The organism is Bacteroidia bacterium, from assembly GCA_041391665.1.
Taxonomy (GTDB): Bacteria; Bacteroidota; Bacteroidia; order J057; family J057; genus JAGQVA01.
Genome location: JAWKNO010000001.1, coordinates 1,382,881 through 1,404,029, shown reverse-complemented (window position 1 = coordinate 1,404,029; position 21,149 = coordinate 1,382,881). Strand labels below are relative to the sequence as shown.

Annotated in this window: 24 protein-coding genes; 11 read left to right on the top strand and 13 right to left on the bottom strand. The window is 44.0% G+C overall.

Going from position 1 to position 21,149, the window contains the following annotated elements:
* Positions 1-59: 59 nt before the first annotated feature.
* From R3D00_05915 to R3D00_05865, 11 genes are all read right to left on the bottom strand, one after another.
* Positions 60-278, bottom strand: coding sequence for a hypothetical protein (locus tag R3D00_05915; GenBank protein ID MEZ4772703.1), 219 nt, complete (start codon positions 276-278; stop codon positions 60-62).
* Between the two features lie 31 nt (positions 279-309).
* On the bottom strand, positions 310-2,781 hold the full coding sequence (locus R3D00_05910; protein ID MEZ4772702.1) for a DEAD/DEAH box helicase family protein: 2,472 nt from the start codon (positions 2,779-2,781) through the stop codon (positions 310-312).
* Positions 2,778-3,281 (bottom strand): hypothetical protein, encoded by a 504-nt coding sequence (locus tag R3D00_05905; protein MEZ4772701.1) that lies wholly within the window; start codon positions 3,279-3,281, stop codon positions 2,778-2,780. The genes R3D00_05910 and R3D00_05905 overlap by 4 nt, the downstream gene beginning before the upstream one ends.
* Positions 3,282-4,337 carry an XRE family transcriptional regulator gene (locus R3D00_05900; GenBank protein ID MEZ4772700.1) on the bottom strand — a complete coding sequence of 352 codons (1,056 nt, stop codon included), beginning with the start codon at positions 4,335-4,337 and terminating at the stop codon, positions 3,282-3,284.
* Between the two features lie 167 nt (positions 4,338-4,504).
* Positions 4,505-5,431, bottom strand: a complete 927-nt coding sequence (locus R3D00_05895; GenBank protein MEZ4772699.1) for a PDDEXK nuclease domain-containing protein — start codon at positions 5,429-5,431, stop codon at positions 4,505-4,507.
* Positions 5,428-6,687: a restriction endonuclease subunit S gene (locus R3D00_05890; protein MEZ4772698.1), complete on the bottom strand. Its 1,260-nt coding sequence runs from the start codon at positions 6,685-6,687 to the stop codon at positions 5,428-5,430. The genes R3D00_05895 and R3D00_05890 overlap by 4 nt, the downstream gene beginning before the upstream one ends.
* The gene (locus R3D00_05885) at positions 6,684-8,141 is read right to left on the bottom strand and encodes an N-6 DNA methylase (protein MEZ4772697.1); all 1,458 of its coding nucleotides are present in this window, start codon (positions 8,139-8,141) and stop codon (positions 6,684-6,686) included. Before R3D00_05885 ends, R3D00_05890 begins: the two co-directional genes overlap by 4 nt.
* Before the next feature lie 157 nt (positions 8,142-8,298).
* Positions 8,299-9,138: a hypothetical protein gene (locus R3D00_05880; GenBank protein ID MEZ4772696.1), complete on the bottom strand. Its 840-nt coding sequence runs from the start codon at positions 9,136-9,138 to the stop codon at positions 8,299-8,301.
* Complete coding sequence (locus tag R3D00_05875) at positions 9,135-10,019, bottom strand: ATP-binding protein (protein MEZ4772695.1); 885 nt, start codon at positions 10,017-10,019, stop codon at positions 9,135-9,137. The genes R3D00_05880 and R3D00_05875 overlap by 4 nt, the downstream gene beginning before the upstream one ends.
* The gene (locus tag R3D00_05870) at positions 10,019-10,528 is read right to left on the bottom strand and encodes a hypothetical protein (GenBank protein ID MEZ4772694.1); all 510 of its coding nucleotides are present in this window, start codon (positions 10,526-10,528) and stop codon (positions 10,019-10,021) included. Before R3D00_05870 ends, R3D00_05875 begins: the two co-directional genes overlap by 1 nt.
* A gap of 4 nt (positions 10,529-10,532) precedes the next feature.
* Entirely contained in the window at positions 10,533-11,525 is a 993-nt protein-coding gene (locus R3D00_05865) for a CBASS oligonucleotide cyclase (protein MEZ4772693.1), read from the bottom strand.
* Between the two features lie 251 nt (positions 11,526-11,776).
* Here R3D00_05865 and R3D00_05860 point away from each other — a divergent pair, with 251 nt between their 5' ends.
* The 11 genes from R3D00_05860 to R3D00_05810 all read left to right on the top strand — a co-directional run bounded on the left by R3D00_05860 (position 11,777) and on the right by R3D00_05810 (position 18,668).
* Positions 11,777-12,793 carry an NAD(P)-dependent oxidoreductase gene (locus R3D00_05860; protein MEZ4772692.1) on the top strand — a complete coding sequence of 339 codons (1,017 nt, stop codon included), beginning with the start codon at positions 11,777-11,779 and terminating at the stop codon, positions 12,791-12,793.
* Between the two features lie 2 nt (positions 12,794-12,795).
* Positions 12,796-13,848 carry a dihydrodipicolinate synthase family protein gene (locus R3D00_05855; protein MEZ4772691.1) on the top strand — a complete coding sequence of 351 codons (1,053 nt, stop codon included), beginning with the start codon at positions 12,796-12,798 and terminating at the stop codon, positions 13,846-13,848.
* Between the two features lie 87 nt (positions 13,849-13,935).
* On the top strand, positions 13,936-14,142 hold the full coding sequence (locus R3D00_05850; GenBank protein ID MEZ4772690.1) for a hypothetical protein: 207 nt from the start codon (positions 13,936-13,938) through the stop codon (positions 14,140-14,142).
* Positions 14,132-14,458 carry a type II toxin-antitoxin system RelE/ParE family toxin gene (locus R3D00_05845; GenBank protein MEZ4772689.1) on the top strand — a complete coding sequence of 109 codons (327 nt, stop codon included), beginning with the start codon at positions 14,132-14,134 and terminating at the stop codon, positions 14,456-14,458. The genes R3D00_05850 and R3D00_05845 overlap by 11 nt, the downstream gene beginning before the upstream one ends.
* A 336-nt stretch (positions 14,459-14,794) precedes the next feature.
* A complete protein-coding gene (locus R3D00_05840) occupies positions 14,795-16,129 on the top strand; it encodes a T9SS type A sorting domain-containing protein (protein MEZ4772688.1) in 1,335 nt (444 codons plus the stop codon).
* Between the two features lie 138 nt (positions 16,130-16,267).
* Complete coding sequence (locus R3D00_05835; protein MEZ4772687.1) at positions 16,268-16,504, top strand: DUF2281 domain-containing protein; 237 nt, start codon at positions 16,268-16,270, stop codon at positions 16,502-16,504.
* Positions 16,501-16,887 carry a type II toxin-antitoxin system VapC family toxin gene (locus R3D00_05830; GenBank protein ID MEZ4772686.1) on the top strand — a complete coding sequence of 129 codons (387 nt, stop codon included), beginning with the start codon at positions 16,501-16,503 and terminating at the stop codon, positions 16,885-16,887. Before R3D00_05835 ends, R3D00_05830 begins: the two co-directional genes overlap by 4 nt.
* Positions 16,888-16,902: 15 nt before the next feature.
* The gene (locus tag R3D00_05825) at positions 16,903-17,757 is read left to right on the top strand and encodes a GNAT family N-acetyltransferase (protein MEZ4772685.1); all 855 of its coding nucleotides are present in this window, start codon (positions 16,903-16,905) and stop codon (positions 17,755-17,757) included.
* A 68-nt stretch (positions 17,758-17,825) separates the two neighbouring features.
* The gene (locus R3D00_05820) at positions 17,826-18,080 is read left to right on the top strand and encodes a type II toxin-antitoxin system prevent-host-death family antitoxin (GenBank protein MEZ4772684.1); all 255 of its coding nucleotides are present in this window, start codon (positions 17,826-17,828) and stop codon (positions 18,078-18,080) included.
* Positions 18,077-18,334, top strand: a complete 258-nt coding sequence (locus R3D00_05815; GenBank protein MEZ4772683.1) for a Txe/YoeB family addiction module toxin — start codon at positions 18,077-18,079, stop codon at positions 18,332-18,334. The genes R3D00_05820 and R3D00_05815 overlap by 4 nt, the downstream gene beginning before the upstream one ends.
* 181 nt (positions 18,335-18,515) lie before the next feature.
* Entirely contained in the window at positions 18,516-18,668 is a 153-nt protein-coding gene (locus R3D00_05810; GenBank protein ID MEZ4772682.1) for a hypothetical protein, read from the top strand.
* Positions 18,669-18,748: 80 nt separating this feature from the next.
* On the opposite strand, the gene R3D00_05805 is transcribed toward R3D00_05810, so the two are convergent.
* On the bottom strand, positions 18,749-20,413 hold the full coding sequence (locus R3D00_05805) for a sodium:solute symporter family protein (GenBank protein ID MEZ4772681.1): 1,665 nt from the start codon (positions 20,411-20,413) through the stop codon (positions 18,749-18,751).
* Positions 20,410-21,144, bottom strand: a complete 735-nt coding sequence (locus R3D00_05800; protein MEZ4772680.1) for a glucosamine-6-phosphate deaminase — start codon at positions 21,142-21,144, stop codon at positions 20,410-20,412. The genes R3D00_05805 and R3D00_05800 overlap by 4 nt, the downstream gene beginning before the upstream one ends.
* Positions 21,145-21,149 lie beyond the last annotated feature (5 nt).

Sequence of the window (21,149 nt, the reverse complement as noted above, 5' to 3'; positions counted from 1 at the left end):
TACATTTTTCAACCCTCTCAGATGGGCAACTGTTACCCGCAACGCAAGGGTGACGCAGTTTAGTGAACAGACTCATCTGTGTAGGAAAAATACCCGCCGATATGATCTCTGTTATTATATTTTTCCAGAAACAGGTCTGTCCCATACCAGGAAGCCATTTCCGATTTGTACAACAGCTTCCCTTCAGCGACAATGGGCGCAGCTTCCTCCGTCGGATTTTTCTGCGCGAATACACTCAGGGTTAACAGTGTGAGAAGGAAAGTGAGGGGTTTGGGCATGGGGGGAGGTTGTTCGCAGGTGTTACTTTAATTACGCTGCTTTCTGTTTGTAAAGATGTTCCTGAAATTCTATAAACAGTCTGCTGATGTTGGCTACATCACCCAAAATTTCTTTCGCGTCTTCTAATGATTGATACTTGTTTGTCAGTAGGATTGGGAGTTTCTCCTGGTCTAGTTCTTCTACGCCGGTTTCAATGTATTTGCTTAAAACGAAGGTGATAAACTCTCTTTGTTTGTCGTTGAGTAAGGCAAAAATGGTTGCCTCTGCTGCTTTGGCTCTGGCTTCTCTGGTCATTGCGATATAGTCGCCATTGAAAACATATTCCAATACATCGTACAGGTCGCTTTTTTCCATCTCTACCAACTTCTGTAAGGTCAGCAAATCGGATTTGGGAAAACCTGCTTCGTCTAACCTTTCCAACAAAATCCTGCGGGTTTGAGGATTGCTCCACAGTTTCCGCAATTCTTCTTCGTCCTTGAATAGTTTTGGCAACTCCCCAAACAGATTACTCAAAAATTCTTCTGCCAAAATTGGTTTTCCTTCCGCACTCCAAAAGGAAGTGGAAACCATATGTTTGATTTCTCTCTCTTTGCCACGAGCCAGTTTGACTTTTACTTTCTTCTTGCATACGCATGGACTTTGACCACATTTGTAACAAGGTGGCGGCGGTTCCTGAATGCAAATACAAGGGCTTTGACCACAAGTCGGACAAGGTTGCGGTGGCGCATACTCGCATTCACACGGGTTTTTCCCGCACTTTTTGCAAGATTCTTCTTCCAAAGGTTCTCCGTCCCATTCAGGGTCTGAGAAATGCTTGTAAGCATCGACAAAGTCGTAAATCGTGAAAAACTCTTTACCGTCAAAAAGCCGTGTGCCTCGCCCTACGATTTGTTTAAACTCAATCATCGAATTGACCGGGCGAAGCAAAACGATATTCCGAATATTCCTTGCATCCACTCCCGTAGAGAGTTTTTGCGAAGTAGTCAGAATGGTTGGGATTGTCTTTTCATTGTCCTGAAACTCTCTTAGTAGTCTTTCCCCTTCTTCGCCGTCATTGGCAGTTACACGAACGCAATAAAATGGGTCTTTGCTTTTTGCATTTTGGTTTACCAAATCTCTTATCAATGCTGCATGTCCCTGATTGGCACAGAAAATAATAGCCTTTTCGGTTTGGCTGGCTTCTTCTAAAAAGATGTTTACCCGCTTCGCTTCCCGTTCTTCAATTTCGATGGTGCGGTTAAAGTCTTTTTCTTCATAGAGTTTGCCTTCTTCAATTTCGCCTTCTACAATCGTGTCGTCTGAAGTGTAGCGGTAATCGTCCAAAGTGGTTTTGATGCGTTTTACTTTGAATGGCGTCAGGAAACCGTCATTGATGCCTTCTTTCAACGAATAAATGTAAACCGGCTCGCCAAAATAGCGGTACGTGTCCACATTGTCTTTTCGTTTGGGTGTGGCTGTTAAACCCAGTTGCACTGCCGGACTGAAATATTCTAAAATTCCCCGCCAGTTGCTTTCGTCATTTGCGCCGCCACGGTGGCACTCGTCGATGATGATGAAATCAAAGAAATCGCGAGGATACTGTCCGTAGTTCGGAACCGGCTTGCCTTCTGCGTCCGAACCCGACATAAACGATTGAAAAATGGTAAAGAAAATGTTGCCGTTGGTGGGTACCCGCCCTTGTTTATTGACTTCTTTCGGCTTGATCCGCACCAAAGCATCTTCGGGAAATGCCGAAAATGAATTGTAGGCCTGATCGGCTAATATATTTCTATCTGCTAAAAATAAAATTCTTGGTCTGCGTTTTATCGGGGCTTCAGAAGCCGCTGTCCCTGTGAGCCGGTGAGTTTGGCCAACTGTCCAACGGGTTTGAAAAAGTTTCCAGGCAATCTGAAAAGCGATAGCTGTTTTGCCTGTTCCTGTGGCAAGGGTCAATAAAATACGGTCTTTACCGCTTGCTATGGCTTCAATAGTTTTTTTTACTGCAATTTCCTGATAATAACGCAACTGCCAGGTACCGCTTTTATCTTCAAAGGGAACATTGGCAAACTGTTCTCTCCATCTTGCGGTGGCTTCGAGGGCCTCCGCGTCCGCTTTGGTGGCCAAGCTTGTCGAAGCGACCGGATACGTTTTATTCCAAAGTTCTTCAGGGCTTAAAAAATCTGATACCAAACCTTCTTCGCCAGTTTTCATGGAGATTTGGTAGATCTCTTTTCCGTTGGTAGCGTAGGTAAAATCCAGTTGCAGTTTGTGAGCATATTTTTTGGCCTGCATCACCCCTTCCCCTACGGGTAGTCCGGCACTTTTGGCTTCCACTACCGCGAGTTTTAGCCCTTTATACACCAATACATAATCGGCAATTTCGCGTTTGCCTCTGCCACCTGTTTGTATTTTTCCCTGGGTAATGTGGTATTCACGCAGGACTTTAGAGCCTTCCACCACGCCCCAGCCGCAGGCACGTAGTCTGGGGTCTATGAGTTCCGCTCTGGTTTCTGCTTCGTTCATCTCTGGTTGTTTATTTCTAAACGCCACGCTTCTATTCGTGGGTCAATTTCATCCATTGGAAGGCGTTCATTGATGGTTTTTAACTCGTTCAATTTATCTACGCAGGTTACTAAATCAAGTGAGCCTTGTGTTTTAATTTGCTCCATAATATAGATAATTCCACGCACTTCTATGTGTCTTGCTTTGGCTGCTTTTCTCAGTTTTCCATCACCGCTAATTAAGCAGCCTTTCATCTTTTCAGCAAAATGAAGCACAGAGCAATCTTCTATGCTTAAGCCATTGATATTGGTAAAAAGTTCAAAGATAGAGGCTAAGTCTTCGCCATCTGGTTTTATGCGTATTAATTCTTGGCGTTGCATTGCACTTTGCTGTAATTGATTTAGTTCAGCAAAAACAAAATCGGTAGTGTAAAGGGCCGCATTTAAAGACAAAAAAGAATCAACAATGTCCAATTGGACTATATCCATCAAAATGTTGGCATCGTTGATGTACAGCTTCATCTAAAAAACGTTTAGCGACAACATGTTTTTTAATTCGGACAAATCTACTTGTAGCAATGCCGATGCTTTGCTCATGGTAATTTGCTCTTCGGAAACTGCGCGATACACCAAATTCTCGAAACGATACGAACGTTCTTCTCCTGAATATCGGCTTGCCTCTACTTCAGCTTTTAATTCGCGGTTGGTGTTTTGGCGTATGTAAAAAGTTTTAAGTTGGGCTTGTTTTATTATTTCAGCTTCGCTGAGTTTGTAAACAATGGCCGGAATGCTGATGCCGTATTTTTCTTGTACATGAATCAACTCAACCATAGAAATGTTATGGCGCCTGGCCGAAAATTCGGCTGCAATGTTTGCCATGGATAGCAGCATTTCTGAGGCAAAAGCATTGCAATACGCTTCTTGCTGCCTTACTTCTAAGCTAGCAATGGGCAAAAGCAAATGGCCAAGCTCATGCATAAGGGTAAAACGCTTGCGCTCTACCGGCATGTTTTTGGCAATTACAATGATGTAATATTTGCCGTCAATAACCGTTGCCAAACCATCAAATTGGCTGCTTTCATCCTCAACTTCTATAACCTTAATGTGGTTGCTTTCCAGCACATCTATTACATTGTAAATGGAGTCTTGGCCAATGTGCCACCTCTCTTTTAAAACAAAAGCAGCTTTGCGCACATCCTCAACATTGGCTATGTTTAGGCTGCCAAGAGGGTTTACAAAGGTATTGGATATACCGCAGGTATTTTCTATGTACAGATAGTTTTCTATCTGAATACGAATTTCTTCTTTAAGGGCACTTACTCGCTTAGCCCCGAAGGAGCTTTTTTTACGAAAGTTTATTTCGCCCAATGCCACTTCGGGTTTTCTAAAAAAGTAATCTGGTTTTTGGTTGAACTGCTTAGCCAGAGCAAGCAACACATCGCTGCCGGGCACCGACTTGCCTTGCTCATACTTGCTAACCATTTGTTTGCTTACGCCAATGCGTTTAGCAAAATCTTCTAAGGAAAGGCCATGCAGCTTGCGCAGGTTCTTTATTCTAATGCCAATTATGTCTTTCATTTCTCATTCCAATTTGGTTGACAAATATACAAATTATATACAATTTGTCAACCAAATTTTAGTCTTTTTAAGTATTGGGGTTCGGCATCTTCTGCTCTGGTTTCTGCTTCGTTCATAATTTTTCATTTGTCAAATGACCATCAAATAAAGTTTTATGCCCAAATATTTTAGTTTTTGAATAATTTAAAGCTTACCTGATAACGATAAAACTCTATGTTGTTGGTTACAGATAACGCTCTTTTGATGCGCAGATCATCTTCCAACGCAATGATAATCCCCTTCACTTCCTGATTGGGTTCCGCCAGCTCTTCTTTCACATAACCCATATATCGCTGAATTTGCCCAACTACATTATCGCTGACTCGTCCCCTCTTTAGTTCTACCACTAACAGTGTTTTTTTATCTTTACTAATCGCTAATAGGTCAATCTGCCCCGTATCGCTGGGGTATTGCTGACCGACCAGTTCTCCATCTTCCTCATATATGTTATAGTGTTTTCCCAACTCTGTCTGCTTCCAGTTAGCAACCAAAAAATCTTCAAGATGTTTTTCCAAAGCAAATACTGAAGGATCTTCAATGGTATCATCGTTACTAATAATCGTAGGGGGTTTATTTCCTCCAATCAGCTTCTCAATCTCTTCCGCGTATTTACTGATGTTGCTTACTGTTCCGATAGAGCCTGTAGAATTTCGCAGCGCTTCGCTCATAGCAGAGCGTTCGACGATTAATGGATACCATTTTACTGATCTTCGATGTTGCAACGGAGTATTTGGAACGTAAAAATAGTCCGAAGATACTTCGCCCACATAGTATGTGCCTTCTCCGGTAGGACATATTACAATATCACCAATATTGATTCCCTTTGCTACTGTCCATAAATAGCCACAGGAAAGACCGGCTGCAATTTTACTTTTTCCCGGATGCAGTTTCATCCATACGGGTATAAATTGCAGATTAAATTCTCTCCAATTATCCGGAAGCTTTTTTGACAAGTCCTGTTCAATAGAAAAACCTGCACCAATGAATTTATTTTCATAACATTCTGCTGCATGGATGCTCCTGGCTCCTAACATTATTCGGTAATAACTCTTCATACTGTAATCTCTTTCTTGGTTCTTGGTTCGACAGACTCTCCACTACCCAACTCCCCACTAAACGCCTTTTGCAAAATACTCTTTTTCAGTTCCTCCAAATCCTCTATTTTCTTCCGGTACACCGCCTCCAACTTTTGCGTTTCGGCCCGCAAAGCATCTAATTGGCGGACGATGGTTTGTTGTTGTTGGAGTGGTGGTATCGAAATTCTGAAATTTTCAATTTGTGCTTTTGTGATAGCTTGCCTTGTAGCACCTTGCTCGCCAGTGAATAAAAGTTGGTCTTTGTAGGGCTTAGCAGTAAGAAGTAAGTTCAAAAATTTTGAATCAAGTACCTCTTTTATTGGGCGAATAATTGAAACGTGCTGATTAACTCTCGCCGGTAAATATTCTTTAGGAATGATACAGCACCTCGCTACTGACGCACCTGTAATGTTTAATAAAACGTCATTCTCTTCAAGTGTTACTCCATCTAATTCTTTCGCTTGATTATCATCTATAAATGCCAAATTTCGTTCTTTAAACTCCCAATCGTGAACATTCATACTCCGAACAAGAGAAATTCCTTCTTGCTTGTAATTTTCTTGTCCCCCCCGAGGTGTAGCACCACTTCCGATTTTTTTAGTAAGCTCCTTTAGCTTCTTTTCTTCCCAACCATCTTTTTTCCCGGTTGCTGAGCCTGTCGAAGCAAACACCCCCTGCAAATAGCTCTCAAACAACTCCTTCGCGTTTTTGAGGTTTTGCTCGGCATGGGCTTTGGCCTTGTCTATGGCGGCAAAACACTTGTCTAAAATGGAAACAATGCGTTGTTGTTCGGGGAGGGGTGGGAGGGGGACAGGATATTTATCCAACAATTCTTTTCTAACACCATCTTGTCCAGCGGCTCTCTTTGATGAACGTTCTACAAATTGACGAATATTATCAGTTTGTAGAAATAGATAGAAATAATCTTTATTACATATTTTCTCATTGACCACCGCCTTCATCAAAGCGACATTGTATGCTCCTTCTAAACCTTTGAAAATCCCAAAAATTGGGGGACCATACCTGCCAATCATAATATCTTCTCTTGTGCAAAATCTTTTTGCTTTTTCCTTTGGAATATATGTTATGTATTTATCTGTTCGGTAGTCTCTAACTTGAATCAATCTTATATAGCCATCCTTAGGCTCGTAAATAAAATCATCCTTAGACGGTTGACTTCCACCAACCAAAGTGCAGACATCAACAAAATCTTTTATCTCCCAACCTTTCTTCATATCAGTTCTATAATTGAGTTAAGGATTTCGGCACTTTCTTCATCCAAGGCTTTCATTTCTTCCAAAATGGCTTGCGGCTGGCGCAGGGCAGCTTCTTCTTTTTTGTTGGGATTTTTTACGCTAAGGTCGTACTGTTGAGACAGGGCATGCCCTGTCTGTACGTCGATGCTCCAGGAGTTTTCGCTATCGGCAAAGGTCTTTTGTAGTTCCACAAATTCTGCCAGGTCGTTTTCATTCAGCGGGTTGGTTTTGCCCAGATTGCGGTCGAGGTTCAATTGATAAAACCATACCTTTTGCGTGGGTTTTCCTTTTTCAAAAAACAATACCACGGTTTTTACGCCTGCGCCGGTAAATGTGCCGCCCGGCAAATCCAATACGGTATGCAGGTTGCAGCTTTCCAGCAGAGTTTTGCGGATGGCCACGGTGGCATTGTCGGTATTGCTCAAAAAGGTATTTTTGATCACCACCCCGGCTTTGCCTCCGGCTTTCAGGATTTTAATAAAATGCTGCAAAAATAGCGAGGCAGTTTCCCCGGTTTTGATAGGGAAGTTTTGCTGCACTTCGGCGCGTTCCTTTCCTCCAAAAGGCGGATTGGCAAGCACTACATCATAACGGTCTTTTTCCTGTATATCGGCAAGGTTTTCGGCCAGTGTATTGGTGTGGATGATATTGGGCGCTTCCACACCGTGCAAAATCATGTTCATGATGCCGATGATATAAGCCAGCGACTTCTTTTCCTTGCCGTAAAACGTGCGTTTTTGCAGGATTTCGGTTTCGGCAGTTGATAGCGATTTGCTGTTTTTGAGGTAAGTAAAAGCCTCACACAGGAAGCCCGCAGAACCCACAGCACCGTCATAAATTTTGTCGCCAATTTTTGGGGCCACCACTTTTACGATGGTCGTAATCAGCGGACGGGGGGTGTAGTATTCGCCACCATTTCGCCCGGCATTGCCCATGTTTTTGATTTTGTCTTCATACAGATGGCTCATTTCATGCTTCTCAGCGTGGGTGCGGAACCGGAGCTGATCAATGAGGTTGATCACCTCGCGCAGGTTGTAGCCACTTTGCAGGCGGTTTTTCAGTTCGCTGAAAATCTCCCCGATTTTGTATTCGATAGTGTCGGCACTTTCTGCACTCAGCTTAAATTTTTTGAGATAGGGAAAGAGCTGGTTGTTGACAAAGTCGGTGAGGTCATCGCCGGTCAGGGCGTTGTGGTCAATTCTTCCGTCAGCCAGTTTAGGTGCCGCCCAGACTGTCCAGCGGTATTCATTTTCGATGATAGGCGAGTAAGTCTTGCCGGTGAGTTCGGCTGCTGTGGCGCGGTCGCGGTCCAGGTCATCCAAATATTTGAGAAACAAAATCCAGGAGGTTTGCTCCACATAATCCAGTTCACTTCCGCAGCCAGCGTCTTTGTGAAGGATGTCGTCTATATTTTTAAAAGTCTGTTCGAACATGAGGTGGTTTTTTTGGGTGGGGGGCACATTAGTCCAAATTACTTGTATCTTTCTTATTATGTCACAGTTACAGTATCTCTACCTTAACTACAAAACTATCTCTTGAGCGCAAAACCCCGCTTATCGAATGTGCCGCTATATGTTGCCCTTCTGGTTGTCAGTCTTTGCTCCATTTTTCTTGTATTACCCATTTTGTGTGCTGCCCAATGTCATATAACTTTTTTTTCTCTCTGTTGTCGTGACCTAGGTGTTTAATTAGTTCTTCGTCAGCCCATTTAATATAGTCTGTGTCACCTTGAGCCAACAATTTTTCTAGTTCAGCTTCTTGTTCAGAATTGGGTAATAAGTCTAAAACATCATATTGAAGTATTTCCCAACATTCCCAACCAGGAGTTCTTTTCAAAGGGGTTATGACAGAACAAGTATAGTTATAATTGATGTAAGGAAATATATCATGAGGTAAGACCTTTCCTTTTACATCAATTAATTCTTCATAGAACTCTCTCCAATGCGAAACTTCTCTATCTTTCTTAGTATTAAACCAATCAATAAACTTAATTGCATTTTTTGCAGGAACAAAAACTGCCAAGTCATCTTTCATTAATCCGACTGTTTGTAGTTTTGAATCATCAGTTGCACCCATCGTCTTAAGTATGTTGTTGGTGAATACATTACGTTTATATTTACCGCCAACAAGTTGGTAATGTCCAAAGTTTGAGTTTTTTACAAGCAGGTATCTGTTTTGGATTTTTATCCTATATTGATAGGACATCGAAAATCGAACATATTCTCCTCTCATTCCTAAATACCAACAACGAACTAAGAAAGGTATACGATTCCAATTTGTATAAACTTCATGACCAATTTCTACAAATAATAATGTAATCAAAAGGATAAGTCCCCCACCAACAAATTCAGGTCTTAGTTCTTCAGGAACAAAAAACTTACCTGCTAGCATGATTACTAATGCGGCAACTATTTGTAGTACATACTTCATTTGATTTTTGGACTAGGTTTAATCATTTTAATAGTTGAACATAAAACATCAAATGTAAGCGGTGAATCAGGGAAACAAGTTGCAATTGCCTCGGGTAAGATTTTTAATCGTATATCTGAAAAAGAATGCCCTATGCCTTCATTTTTCTCCGGGCTTGTCAATTCTGAAAGTTCTTTTAATTCATTTTCCGAAAAGACTATTCCTAAAAGACTTTTCGCGAATAGAGCCATTCTTTCTTGATAATTTGGTCTTTCAAATTCCAATATAACCGACGCCCTTCTAACAATTGCTTCGTCAATAAAGTGTAATCGATTAGTGGACATAAAAATTATTGCTCGTCCTTTTAATTCACGTATCTCATCTATTTTTTGGATTAGTGTATTTACTCCTGCTTTTTCTTCTTGATGCATCTGCATTGTTGAACGTGTTGTTGCAATGGCATCGGCTTCATCAATAAGAAGAAAAGCTAAACGACTTTTACCTGCTTGCTTTTTTAGTTCGGCAAATGCATCATTCACTAAGTTTCCCATTTGACCATGTAATCCTTCACCTCTTACCCTTGTGCTTAGTTTAAGAAAGAACCCTTCTTTTTTTAGCTCTCGCACCATTCTGTCCGCAATTGCCTCTGCAGATACTGTCTTTCCTGTTCCTGCATCACCTGAAAGTAATATAAGTGGATACCTTTCCGTAAGTTGTTTTATTATGGGAAGTTCGGTTTGGTGATGTTTATTACTCCATTTTATTAGACCATCTTGGTCAAGCAATAGTTTTAAGTTTCCATATATCCTTTGGAATTTTGAGTCAAAGCCAATCAGATTTTCAGTTCGCTCTTGAATAGCCTTACTTGGAAGCTCTACAGTATTATCAAAAATTGTAGCCATTATTTGTATACGGTTTTCTGAAGTTCATATCCTTTACTCGCGTAAAGTTGCCCATTTGATTGTTTAAGGTGTGAAAAGCTATTGTCAATATTTGAATCAACCCAACCAATTTTAAAACCATTGTCATTTTTAAATTTCATCTTTTGGTCATTAGTTAGCGATTTCCATTTTTGTGTATATGACAAAATAACAGAAAGTCTTGTATTTGATATGTCTGACCAATCATTTGCACCTGCCCGGTCACTTTCAATTGCTTTGCCATTTGAATTAACTACAAACTTTGTTGCTCTTATAACTACATTATTTATGTCTAACAGGATTATATCGACTGAATTCAGGTACTCTTCTTCTGCTAGTTTAATTATGTCATGAAAAACTTTGTCAACATATTCCATCGACCACTTGTTAGTTCTTCTTGCAATCATTCTAATGTCTGCTTCGCAACCTTCAAATGTTTTTCTAATATCTATAACAGTGTAGGTTAATGTATTTGTGAAAGTATTATACATATGTTCAATTTAATTCGTTAACGTTAAATGATGGGCCAAAAACACGTTTCCATTCTTCAATAGTTTCTCCTTCAAAGTTCTTAGATTGTGCAATGTTTAAAGAATCAAATGCGTCCTCAGCTTCTTGAATAATTTCATCCCATTTCGCAGTATCAATTTTTTTAGCTACGTTATTTTCATTATTTGTACTGTCCGCAACGTAAATTGGTGTATCAAATATCGGAACGCTATTTATTGCATTTACAAATTTGATAATCGGGAAACCTGACGTACTAACAAATTGAAAAAAACGTATTATTCCTTCCTCTATATTTTGCTTTAAACCTTTTGTAATGTCAAGGTAGGCAACAATTAATTCTATAGTGTACGAAGAAAGACCCGTCTCATCATCGGTGGGATTTAATTCTTTGTAATTTCTCCACCATTTGATAGCTCGAACTATTGACGTGAAAGAGGGATTTTTATCCTTTCTATCTTTTGCAAATTCCAATTGTTTAGTAACGCTAGTGATATATTTTTTTCCGCCTCCTCCACGTTGAGGTTGCCAAACATATTCTTTTGGGGAAGCAATCGGAATAACAGGGACAATATCAACTTCCAATCCTGTCCCCATAAACCGTATTTTTATTGTTTTCGTATTTCCTTCAGCATCTACATCTCGGTTGATGTCTTTCTGTGGATATATTTCTTCCAAATACTCAACAACGAAATCGTGAAGTTTTTTCAAATCGTCTTTTAAGCCCTCATCACCTTCTACATAAAGCACTAAGTCTAAGTCTATGGGATTGTCTCCTGTTGGTCGCAGAATAGTCCTTTTTTTCCAAGAACCGGCAATAAGAAACTTTGTAACCTTTATTCCTGTTCTTTTGTCATTTTTGATTTTGTCTTCAAGGCTTTTTTTAAGATTAGCAACTTGGTCACGATACTTAGGCATATTTTCTTGTCTAAGTTTTATTCGACTTATGAAGTTATTTAATTGGTTGTTATTTAATTTCATTCCGTAAATTTTCTTTTGTATTCCAAAATCTTTGCCTTCAATTATGCTATGTCATTAAGATGGATTAGTTGAGTTTTGAATTGCAGTTTATGAGTTAGCCTTAGCCCATAACATCCCCTCCCCTCCAAATTTACATCTATCTGCCAAATAAACCTCCAAAATTTTCCACAACGCCACGTATTTTTTCCGGAGTTGAAAACGGGTGGAGGTAAATTCTTTTTTCCCTATATTTCTCCTCTAACTACGACTGTATGCTTTCTATCGCCGAACTCGATGCTCAACTCTCTGATCCCTCGCCTGCGCTGCTGGAGGATATTTCCCGCATAAAGGGCGACTTCCTTGTCCTCGGCGCGGGGGGTAAAATGGGGCCCAGTCTTGCGCTGCTCCTTCGTCGCGCGCTTATGGCTGCGGGTTCCGCTCAGAAGGTTTTTGCCGTCAGCCGCTTCTCCAACCCCGATGCCCGCGCGCTGCTCGAAGCCAGTGGCATTCTCACGATCTCCGCTGACCTGCTCGATGAAGCCGATCTCGCCGCTCTTCCCCAGGCCGAAAATGTCCTCTATATGGCGGGCATGAAGTTTGGCTCCTCCGGCAATCAGCCGCTCACTTGGGCGATGAACAGCTACCTCCCGGGCCGGGTGGCAGAATCTTTCAAAAACAGCCGGATCGTGGTTTTTTCTACCGGCAACATCTATCCGTTTACCCCCGCTACCTCTGGCGGTCCCGACGAAACTACGCCGCCTCAGCCCATAGGTGAATACGCCCAGTCCTGCCTGGGCCGGGAACGTATCTTCGAATACTTCTCCATAAAAAATCATACCCCGATGCTTATCTACCGGCTCAATTATGCCATAGACATGCGCTACGGGGTATTGCTCGACGTGGCAAAGTCGGTTTTCAACGGCCAACCTATCGACCTCAGCATGGGCCATGTCAATGTCATCTGGCAGGGCGACGCCAACGAAATCGCCATTCGCGCACTCCGCCACTGCGATGACCCGCCAATGATCCTCAATGTCACCGGCCCCGAAACGATCTCCGTGCGCTGGCTGGCCGAAAAGTTTGGCGAATACTTTGACCGGCAACCCGTTTTCACCGGCGAACCCCAACCTACCGCCCTGCTCAACAACGCCAGCCGCTCTCACCGGCTGTTTGGCTATCCCCGCGTCAGCTTGCGCCAGATGATCGAATGGACTGCTTCCTGGGTACAGGCAGGCGGCGCAGAACTCGGCAAACCCACACATTTCCAGCAACGAAAAGGCAATTTCTAACCATGCTTTCTCCCGAAAAATATCAACTCCTGATGGAAGGAACGGTCATTCCGGCCCATCCGCTGGCACTGACCGAAGTCCGCAAGCTCGACGAACACAGCCAGCGAAGGCTGACCCGCTATTATCTCGCCGCAGGTGTCGGCGGCCTGGCAGTTGGGGTTCACACCACCCAGTTTGCCATTCGCCACCCGCAACACAATCTCTACGAACCCGTGCTCCGCCTCGCGGCAGAGGAAGTGGAAAAGGCAAATCTTTCGCGGCCTGTACTGAAAGTGGCCGGGGTAAGCGGAGATACCTCGCAGGCACTGGGCGAAGCCCGGCTGGCGGCCTCCCTCGGCTACGACCTCGCCCTTGTCAGCCTCAACGGACTCGGAAGCTGGACCGAAGAAGCCCTCCTCGACCGCGCCCGCAGGCTCGCAGAAGTGATGCCCCTGTTTGGGTTTTACCTTCAGCCCGCCGTGGGCGGAAAGGTGCTGAGTTATGACTACTGGAAGTCATTTGCCGAAATTCCCAACGTGATGGCTATTAAAATCGCGCCGTTTAACCGCTATCAGACACTGGAAGTGGTGCGGGCGGTGTGCGACTCTTCCCGCCGGGATGAAATTGCCCTTTACACCGGCAACGACGACAATATCGTGCTGGATCTGGTGACGCCGTATCCGTTTGAGCGGGAGGGGAAAATGTATGAAAAATACATTGTGGGCGGACTGCTGGGGCACTGGTCGGTATGGACAAAAACCGTGGTGGAGATATTTGAAGAACTGAAAGCCATTCGCCAAAACCATACCCCGCTCACGCCCGCGTGGCTGAGTAAATCCATCGCCATTACCGACGCCAATGCAGCTTTTTTTGACGCAGCCAACCACTTTCACGGCTGTATAGCAGGGCTGCACGAAGTGTTGCGGCGGCAGGGACTGATGCAGGGGATCTGGTGTCTGGACCCACATGAAAGACTTTCACCCGGGCAGATGGAGGAGATCAACCGCGTATATGCGGCATACCCCTGGCTCAATGACGATGCGTTTGTGAGGGAATGGCTGGGTAAGGCCAAATGATAATATCTGGAACCGCTTTCCCTTGTTAATGGGCGATCTTTTCGCTAAATTTATCGTATATTTTGGGGCTAATGAAAAGATTCGATTATGAAAATTTTGTTGGAAATTCGGGACGATAAGGCAGCATTTATTATGGAATTGCTCAAAAATTTCAAGTTTGTAAAGGCTCAGCCGCTCACCCCGTACAAAGCCGAAGTGCTGGAAGGCTTGAAAGAAGCGGTAGAGGAAATAAATCAAATCAAGGCCGGAAAGAAAAAAGCACAACCTTTAAGCGAGTTTCTCAGTGAGCTATAAGATCGATACGATTGCCCCTTTTCGAAAAGAGGCAAAAAAGCTCATCAAAAAATATCCTTCCCTGAAAAAGGAACTCGCGGAACTTGGCAATCTACTTTCGAACGCCCCCACTTCCGGTACATCTCTTGGTAATAACTGCTACAAGTTACGCTTGTCCATTGCTTCAAAGGGCAAGGGGAAATCAGGCGGAGCAAGGGTCATTACACATTTCTACGTAGCCGGGGATACGGTTTTTCTCCTCTCTATTTACGACAAGTCTGACCAGGAAAATATTTCTGACAGCCAGATCATGGCTCTCCTGAAGTTCATTCAGTAAAAACCCATATTTATCCCTGGCTCAATGACGATGCGTTTGTGAGGGAATGGCTGGGTAAGGCCAAATGATAATATCTGGAATGATAAAAGAAATTGGGAGTTTCTGCGAAACTCTGCGTGGTACTTTGCGGTACTCTGCGTCCAGAAGAATGAAAGCGATCTCCGATCAAAGAATCTCCGGTTCACGCAAAGTACACAGAGGAAACGCGAGGGGTATTTTATGCTCCGTATGGGTTTATAATTTATACAATTATTACACAGGTTAGATTCCAGCGCGATCTTGCATCCAAATCAATGGTGAAAGCGGGAATTTTGGGAGAACAATTAATCTCCCATAATGGCAAAAAACCGAAAACTCAACCTTCGCAATTCCGCCCATTTTTCTTTAAGGCAAAAAGTAGTTCTGGGTATTCTGACCGGGGGACTGATCCTCGCAGGCATTCTGGCTACTCTTAAAACCGAACAATCTCAGAGTGATGTATCTGCCTTCGACTCCATGTCACTCAAAGGAAATGCCGTAAAAAATTCGGATGGCAGCTTTACCCTTACACCCAATGCTGGTGGCAAAGCTGGTGCAGCCTGGTTTGCAGAACGGATATCTTTAAATAATTCCTTTATATTCGAAATGGACATCAATTTTGGCAGTAGTGATTACGGTGCAGACGGAATTGCTTTCGTATTTCAAAATTCCAGCTCGAAAAAAAATGCTATAGGCACAGGCGGCGGTGGCCAGGGTTATGCAGGTATCACGCCCTCCCTTACCATTGAATTTGACACCTATTACAATGGCTCAAGTGTGCATGATCTTGCAGATGATCATATTAGTTATATAAAAAATGGAAACCAGGGAAATGTAATTTCCAGTACAGCCTGTATTTCGCCATCCTGTGCCAATGTAGAAGATGGCGCCACCCATTCTGTAAAAATCGAATGGATTCCCGATTCCCATACACTGAATACCTATTACGAAGGAAATTTGCGGGTGAGTTATACCGGTGATATTGTCACCAGTATATTCAGCGGGCAGGAATGGGTATATTTTGGCATGACAGCAGCAACCGGGGGCGCAACCAATCTGCAAAAGTTTTTCCCCACCGCTTTTCAGGCAACCGGTGAAAGCAATTCTTTTCCGGTCGAATGGCTGTATATCGATGCAAAAGAAGAAAATGGCAACGGTGTCGTTACGTGGGGCACAGCCAAAGAGTTGAATGCAGATTATTTTGCGGTTGAGCGTTCTACCGATGGACAGGAATTCAAAGAACTGGACCGCGTGGCGGCAGCAGGTACCAGCAACGAAAGACTGGACTATTCATTTACCGACTACCAGATTTCTGCAGTAAAAAATTATTACCGGCTACGTCAGGTTGATTACGACGGGCAGTTTAATTACAGCGACGTAGTAGAACTCTCCCTCAATGCAGCAAACATAAAACCAGAGATTCACATCTGGCCCAATCCAGCGAAAACGATGGTTCACTTCACAGCCAAAGGATTTTCCGAAAAAGGCGGACAGGCAACGGCGATCAGCATTACCGGCCAGCAGATATGGAAAGGAACAATCAGTGCCGGCGCAGAGCAGGAGCTTGATGTATCTTCGTGGCCACGTGGCACATATTATTTTACCATTACAGACGGCACCAATCAAGCCAGGCAGACATTGGTAGTAGAATAATGAGGTATTAGAAAAGGTTATTTTTCATTTGAAGGAAGTTTCATTTAATATATTTGAAACTTCCTTTAACTTTTATTTTATCGCCGCAATAACCTTTCATATCATTTTTTAAAAAAATCGTATATTTATAAAAAAAGTATGCCTTCAACTTTCCCAAATCTTGAATCTGCCAGGGAAGAATTGATAAACTGGATAGTCAACCTGCGCCAGGAAGAATGGATTATGCGTTTATGGCAGATTAAGCAAAAGGTGGAGAAATCACCTTTCAAACAATTGAAATCCCGGCGCACCTTTGGGGGAGGCAAAGGGGTATTTACTTATATTAGCCCGGATTTTGATGCACCTTTAGATGATTTTAAGGATTATATGCCTTGAGTTATATTATTGATACCCATATACTGATCTGGCAGGAAGAAGGGAATTCTCTGTTGAAGCCAGAATTGCGAAGGCTGATTGAGGAAACCCCAGAAGATATTTTCATCAGTCATGCTTCTATCTGGGAAATAGTCATTAAATCAAGTTTAGGAAAATTAAAAATGTCTATTCCCGTAGACCAACTGGAAGCACATCTCATCCAAAGAGGATATCGGTTATTAAATTTTAGTTTTGGTGCCTATCAGCAGTTATTAAAACTTCCATTCCATCATGGGGATCCTTTCGATAGGATGCTAATAGCACAGGCAATTGATGAAGATTGTATCATTATTTCTCAGGATAATATCTTTTCCCGGTATCCAGTACAACTTTTATCGCAATGAATGCAAATAGCCTTTATGTTTCCTTCCATATCCTTTCGTTTTCTTTCGAGCCAGAATTTTTCCGGCGCAATGACACTCAAAAATGAAGCTGGCTGGAATCAGGTCGAAGCTGACTGGGAATTTTTTCTCAACATCTCCCCGCAAGGCTGTTTTGTAGCCGAATATGAAAACCAGGTCATCGGCACTGCCGCCACGATCAATTACAGCCACCGGTTTTCGTGGGTGAGTATGGTGCTGGTAGATCCGAAATTCAGGGGGCAGGGCATCGCCCGGCGGCTGATGGAACTGGCGATCGAGTCGGTAGCAGATCTGGGCCTGGTGCGCCTCGATGCTTCAGATATGGGCAGGCCGTTGTATGAGAAAATGGGGTTTGTGGCAGAATGTCAGATCGTGCGCCTGCTCCGGTCTCCCGGTGCGGCGGCAGAATATTTTCCTCAGGGAATGGGCCCCATTTCAGCCGATAACCTGGAAGCAGTCTGCGAAGCAGACCAACAGGTATTTGGCGCGGATAGAAGGGGGGTTCTAACCAATTTTCTGAATCGCGGGCCAGGTAATGGATGGGTAAAAATAGTAGATGGAAAGGTATCGGGATATATATTTACCCGTAATGGAACCAAAGCCTTTCACATCGGCCCGCTGGTGGCAGAGGATATGGAGACGGCCCGGGAACTACTTCTGGAAATGATTCATCTTCACCGCGAAAAAGTGATAATGCTCGACACCTTTGCCAGCCATACAGACTGGCTGAACATATTGAAAGAAGCGGGCTTTGAGCCGGTACGGTTTCTTACCCGCATGAATCTGGACAAAAATGTAGAATTTGGCATCACCGCCCGGCAATACGCCCTGGCAGGGCTGGAGTTTGGGTGAAGGGTGGGGTTATGATTTTATTTGGAAATGCGACAAAATGTACATATATATGTACAAAAATAATGGTTATGCTTACCACAACCTTATCCGATTTCAGAAAAGACATTAAGCGTTACTTCGACAGAGTTACTCAAAATTTTGAAATACTTATCATTAACCGAGGTAAAGATAATGGGGTTGTAATTATGTCTTTGGCAGAATACAATTCTTTATGTGCTACTCAACACGAGCTTTCATCGAAAGAAAATGAGAGAAGACTGGACGCTGCAATAGAGAAACTCAAGTCCGGAAATTCCAGCAGTCAAAATCTGATTGAGGAATGAAATATGTTTTTGTGGAGGAATCATGGGAAGATTATCTGTATTGGCAAAAAACAGATAAGAATAAATTAAAACGGATTAACGATCTGCTCAAAGACATTTCCCGAAATCCTTTTGAAGGCATTGGAAAACCAGAGCCACTTAAATATAAGTATGCAGGGTTTTGGTCCCGTAGAATTGACGGCGAACATCGTTTGGTTTACCAGGTAAAAGATGATGAGATTTTAATTGCCAAATGCCGCTTTCATTATGACTAATCCTGCCCCAACTGTACTGACCGGATTTGACATCACCGCCCGGCAATACGCCCTGGCGGGGCTGGAGTTTGGGTGAAAATATTAAATATTGGGGGGAGGTAGCGAGCCGCCAAAATCTGAGATGAAGTTTTAAATTAGCTCGCTAATACATAATTTTATGCTGAATTTTATGTATTAGAGTATGAAAATTCATCGAATTATTAAGTCTCAGGTTGAAAGCAGAATGGTTCCCGGCAAAGTAGTCGTGCTGCTGGGCCCCCGGCAAGTAGGCAAAACAACCCTTCCCAAAACCACCTGCGCTTTGGCTGGAAACCTATCCGGAGGCCAGTTTTGAGGTCATTCATCGGGGCAATTACCTATCATTCATTTGCTAAAATTGGGGGATTTGCTACCCCCCTCCTCCGAAAGATCACATCACAACTGCATCACTCCCCACGCAACCAGAATCAGTAGTCCCACAAACAGCCAGGCCAGCCAGAATCCCCACCAGTCTTCGCGGTATCGCGCCAGAAAGTTGTCCCAGCGACCTTTGTGAAACCAGCCAGGCACATCGAGCATGATCAGCCCCCTGCCCAGTTTCTCTGCTTCGATGGGTTCGCCTTCTTTTCTGTCCACAGTGGCGACTGATTGCATTTTGGTGAAAAATCTGTCGATCAACCCCTGATCCTCTGCCGGTGTAAGCAGACTTACCACCACCAACGCCACCACACCAATCAATATCGCCCAGCCAAAAGGCGCCGGCTGCCAGGAGTAGATAAACTGCCAGACTTTGCCAGCTTCAAAATAATTGAAAATATAGTACGAGATATACGACGTCATTACTGCCGCAAATGCTCCATAGCGATTGGCACGTTTCCACAATACCGCTCCCAGTATCATCAGCCCGATAAAGGCGGAGATTGTTTCGACAAACAAAAATGCCGAAAGTACATTCTCCACAATCAGCGCAAAACCTACACCCGCCATCGTAAGGGCAAGGCCGGAGATACGACCGATTCTCAGCGCCTGCTGGTCCTCCACATCAGGATTGATGTAGGTCTGGTAAATGTCGCGGGTAAACAATGCCCCCAGATTCACCATAAAGTTGGCGCAGGTAGACATATTCGCTGCGAGAATACACGCAACCATCAATCCTGTAAGCCCCGGCCCCAGTAATACCCTTGTCGCATAGCCAAAAGCATGCTCCGGATCAGAAAGTTCTGCACCGGTTTTGATCACCAATGCAGCAACCACCATGCCTGTAAGTGCCCAGCCGATGGTTACCAGCCTCTTGACAAAGGTGCCATAGGTCTGCCCTACCCTTCCGGCTACTTCCGTATTTCCAGAGGCAAACATCGTCATCATATGCGGCTGGGCGGTTATCCCCACTATTCCATTTATCGCAAGCATCGCAATCGTAAACCCCGTAAGCCCGCTCGCCTCACTGAAAAGCTGGAAAAAATCCGGCGGAAGCACTTCGCGCATTCCGGCAAATCCGCCCACCTGGCTCAAACCTGAAGGAATCAGCAAAAACGAAAGCACAATAATCAGAAATGCCTGAATAAACTCTGTATGGGCAGAAGCGACCAATCCGCCGACAAAACTGTAAACCATAAAAGCCAGGGTCATACCGATCACTACCCCTTCGGGAGAAATGGTTTCGCCCGAGGCGATTGAGATGACTTTAGCCGCACCTTTCAGCATCACGCCCATGGTAAACACAAAAAACAGGACGGCATAGATGGTATAAAACAACCCCATTCCCTTGCCATACCTGTCAGTCATCATCCCCGCAATGGTCGTGCGTTCACTCCGTCTGTACCAGGGAGCCATAAACCAGTAGAATGGCGTGATCAGCATATTTTTCCACTGGTACCAGATCGTGGCAAAACCGAGTGAATAGGTAGCGCCGGCGAGTCCTACCGGCATCTCGGCGTGGGTACCCGTGCCAAAGGCCTGGCCCATCATGGTCCACCACCGGAGTTTATGGCCGCCCATAAAATACCCGTCAGAGGTGCGGGTACGCCTCGAAACCCAAAGGCCGTAGGCGGTGATCCCGATAAAATAGATAATGACTACCCAAAGGTCGAGGTTATTCATAATAATGAGGCTGAAAAGGTGTCGAGGAAAAGATGACAATTGTTGTGTGTGCGCAAGACTGAAGCCGGACATTGGGGCGTAATTTCGCCCAAAACGGCATTTCTTACCGCCAGCGCTTTTCTTTCATCCGGAACAGATACAATCAGGCAGCGGCTTTCCAGTATATGTCTGATGCTCATAGAAATCGCTCTGTCAGGTACCGCATCAAAACTGGGAAACCAGCCCTCCCCCAGTTGCTGTCTCCGGCAGGCATCGTCAAGCTGCACAACAATATAGGGTTCTTCGGTCTCAAAGTCTGCCGGAGGATCATTAAATGCCAGGTGGCCATTTTCTCCGATCCCGATCAGCGCTACATCGATCGGATGATTTTGAATAATTTTGCCCACACGCCGGCACTCTTCAGCGGGATCGGCAGCGTCGCCACGCACAAAATTTACGGAGCGAAGCGGAGTCACAAGATCAACAAACCGCTCCTGCAGGTATTTTTGAAAGCTTGCAGGGTGTGACGAAGAGATACCAATATATTCGTCGAGGTGAAACATCGTTACTTTTGCCCAGTCGATCCCATCGGCAGTCGCCAAATGGCTGAGTACTTCAAACTGACTGGCGCCGGTAGCGAGAATAATATTGGCAGAACCTCTTTCAGCAATGGCAGCAGCGATCAGCTCCGCAGCACGGGCGGCAGCAGCTTTTCCCAAAGCCTGTGGAGTATCCAGGGTAGAAATGTTCATAACAT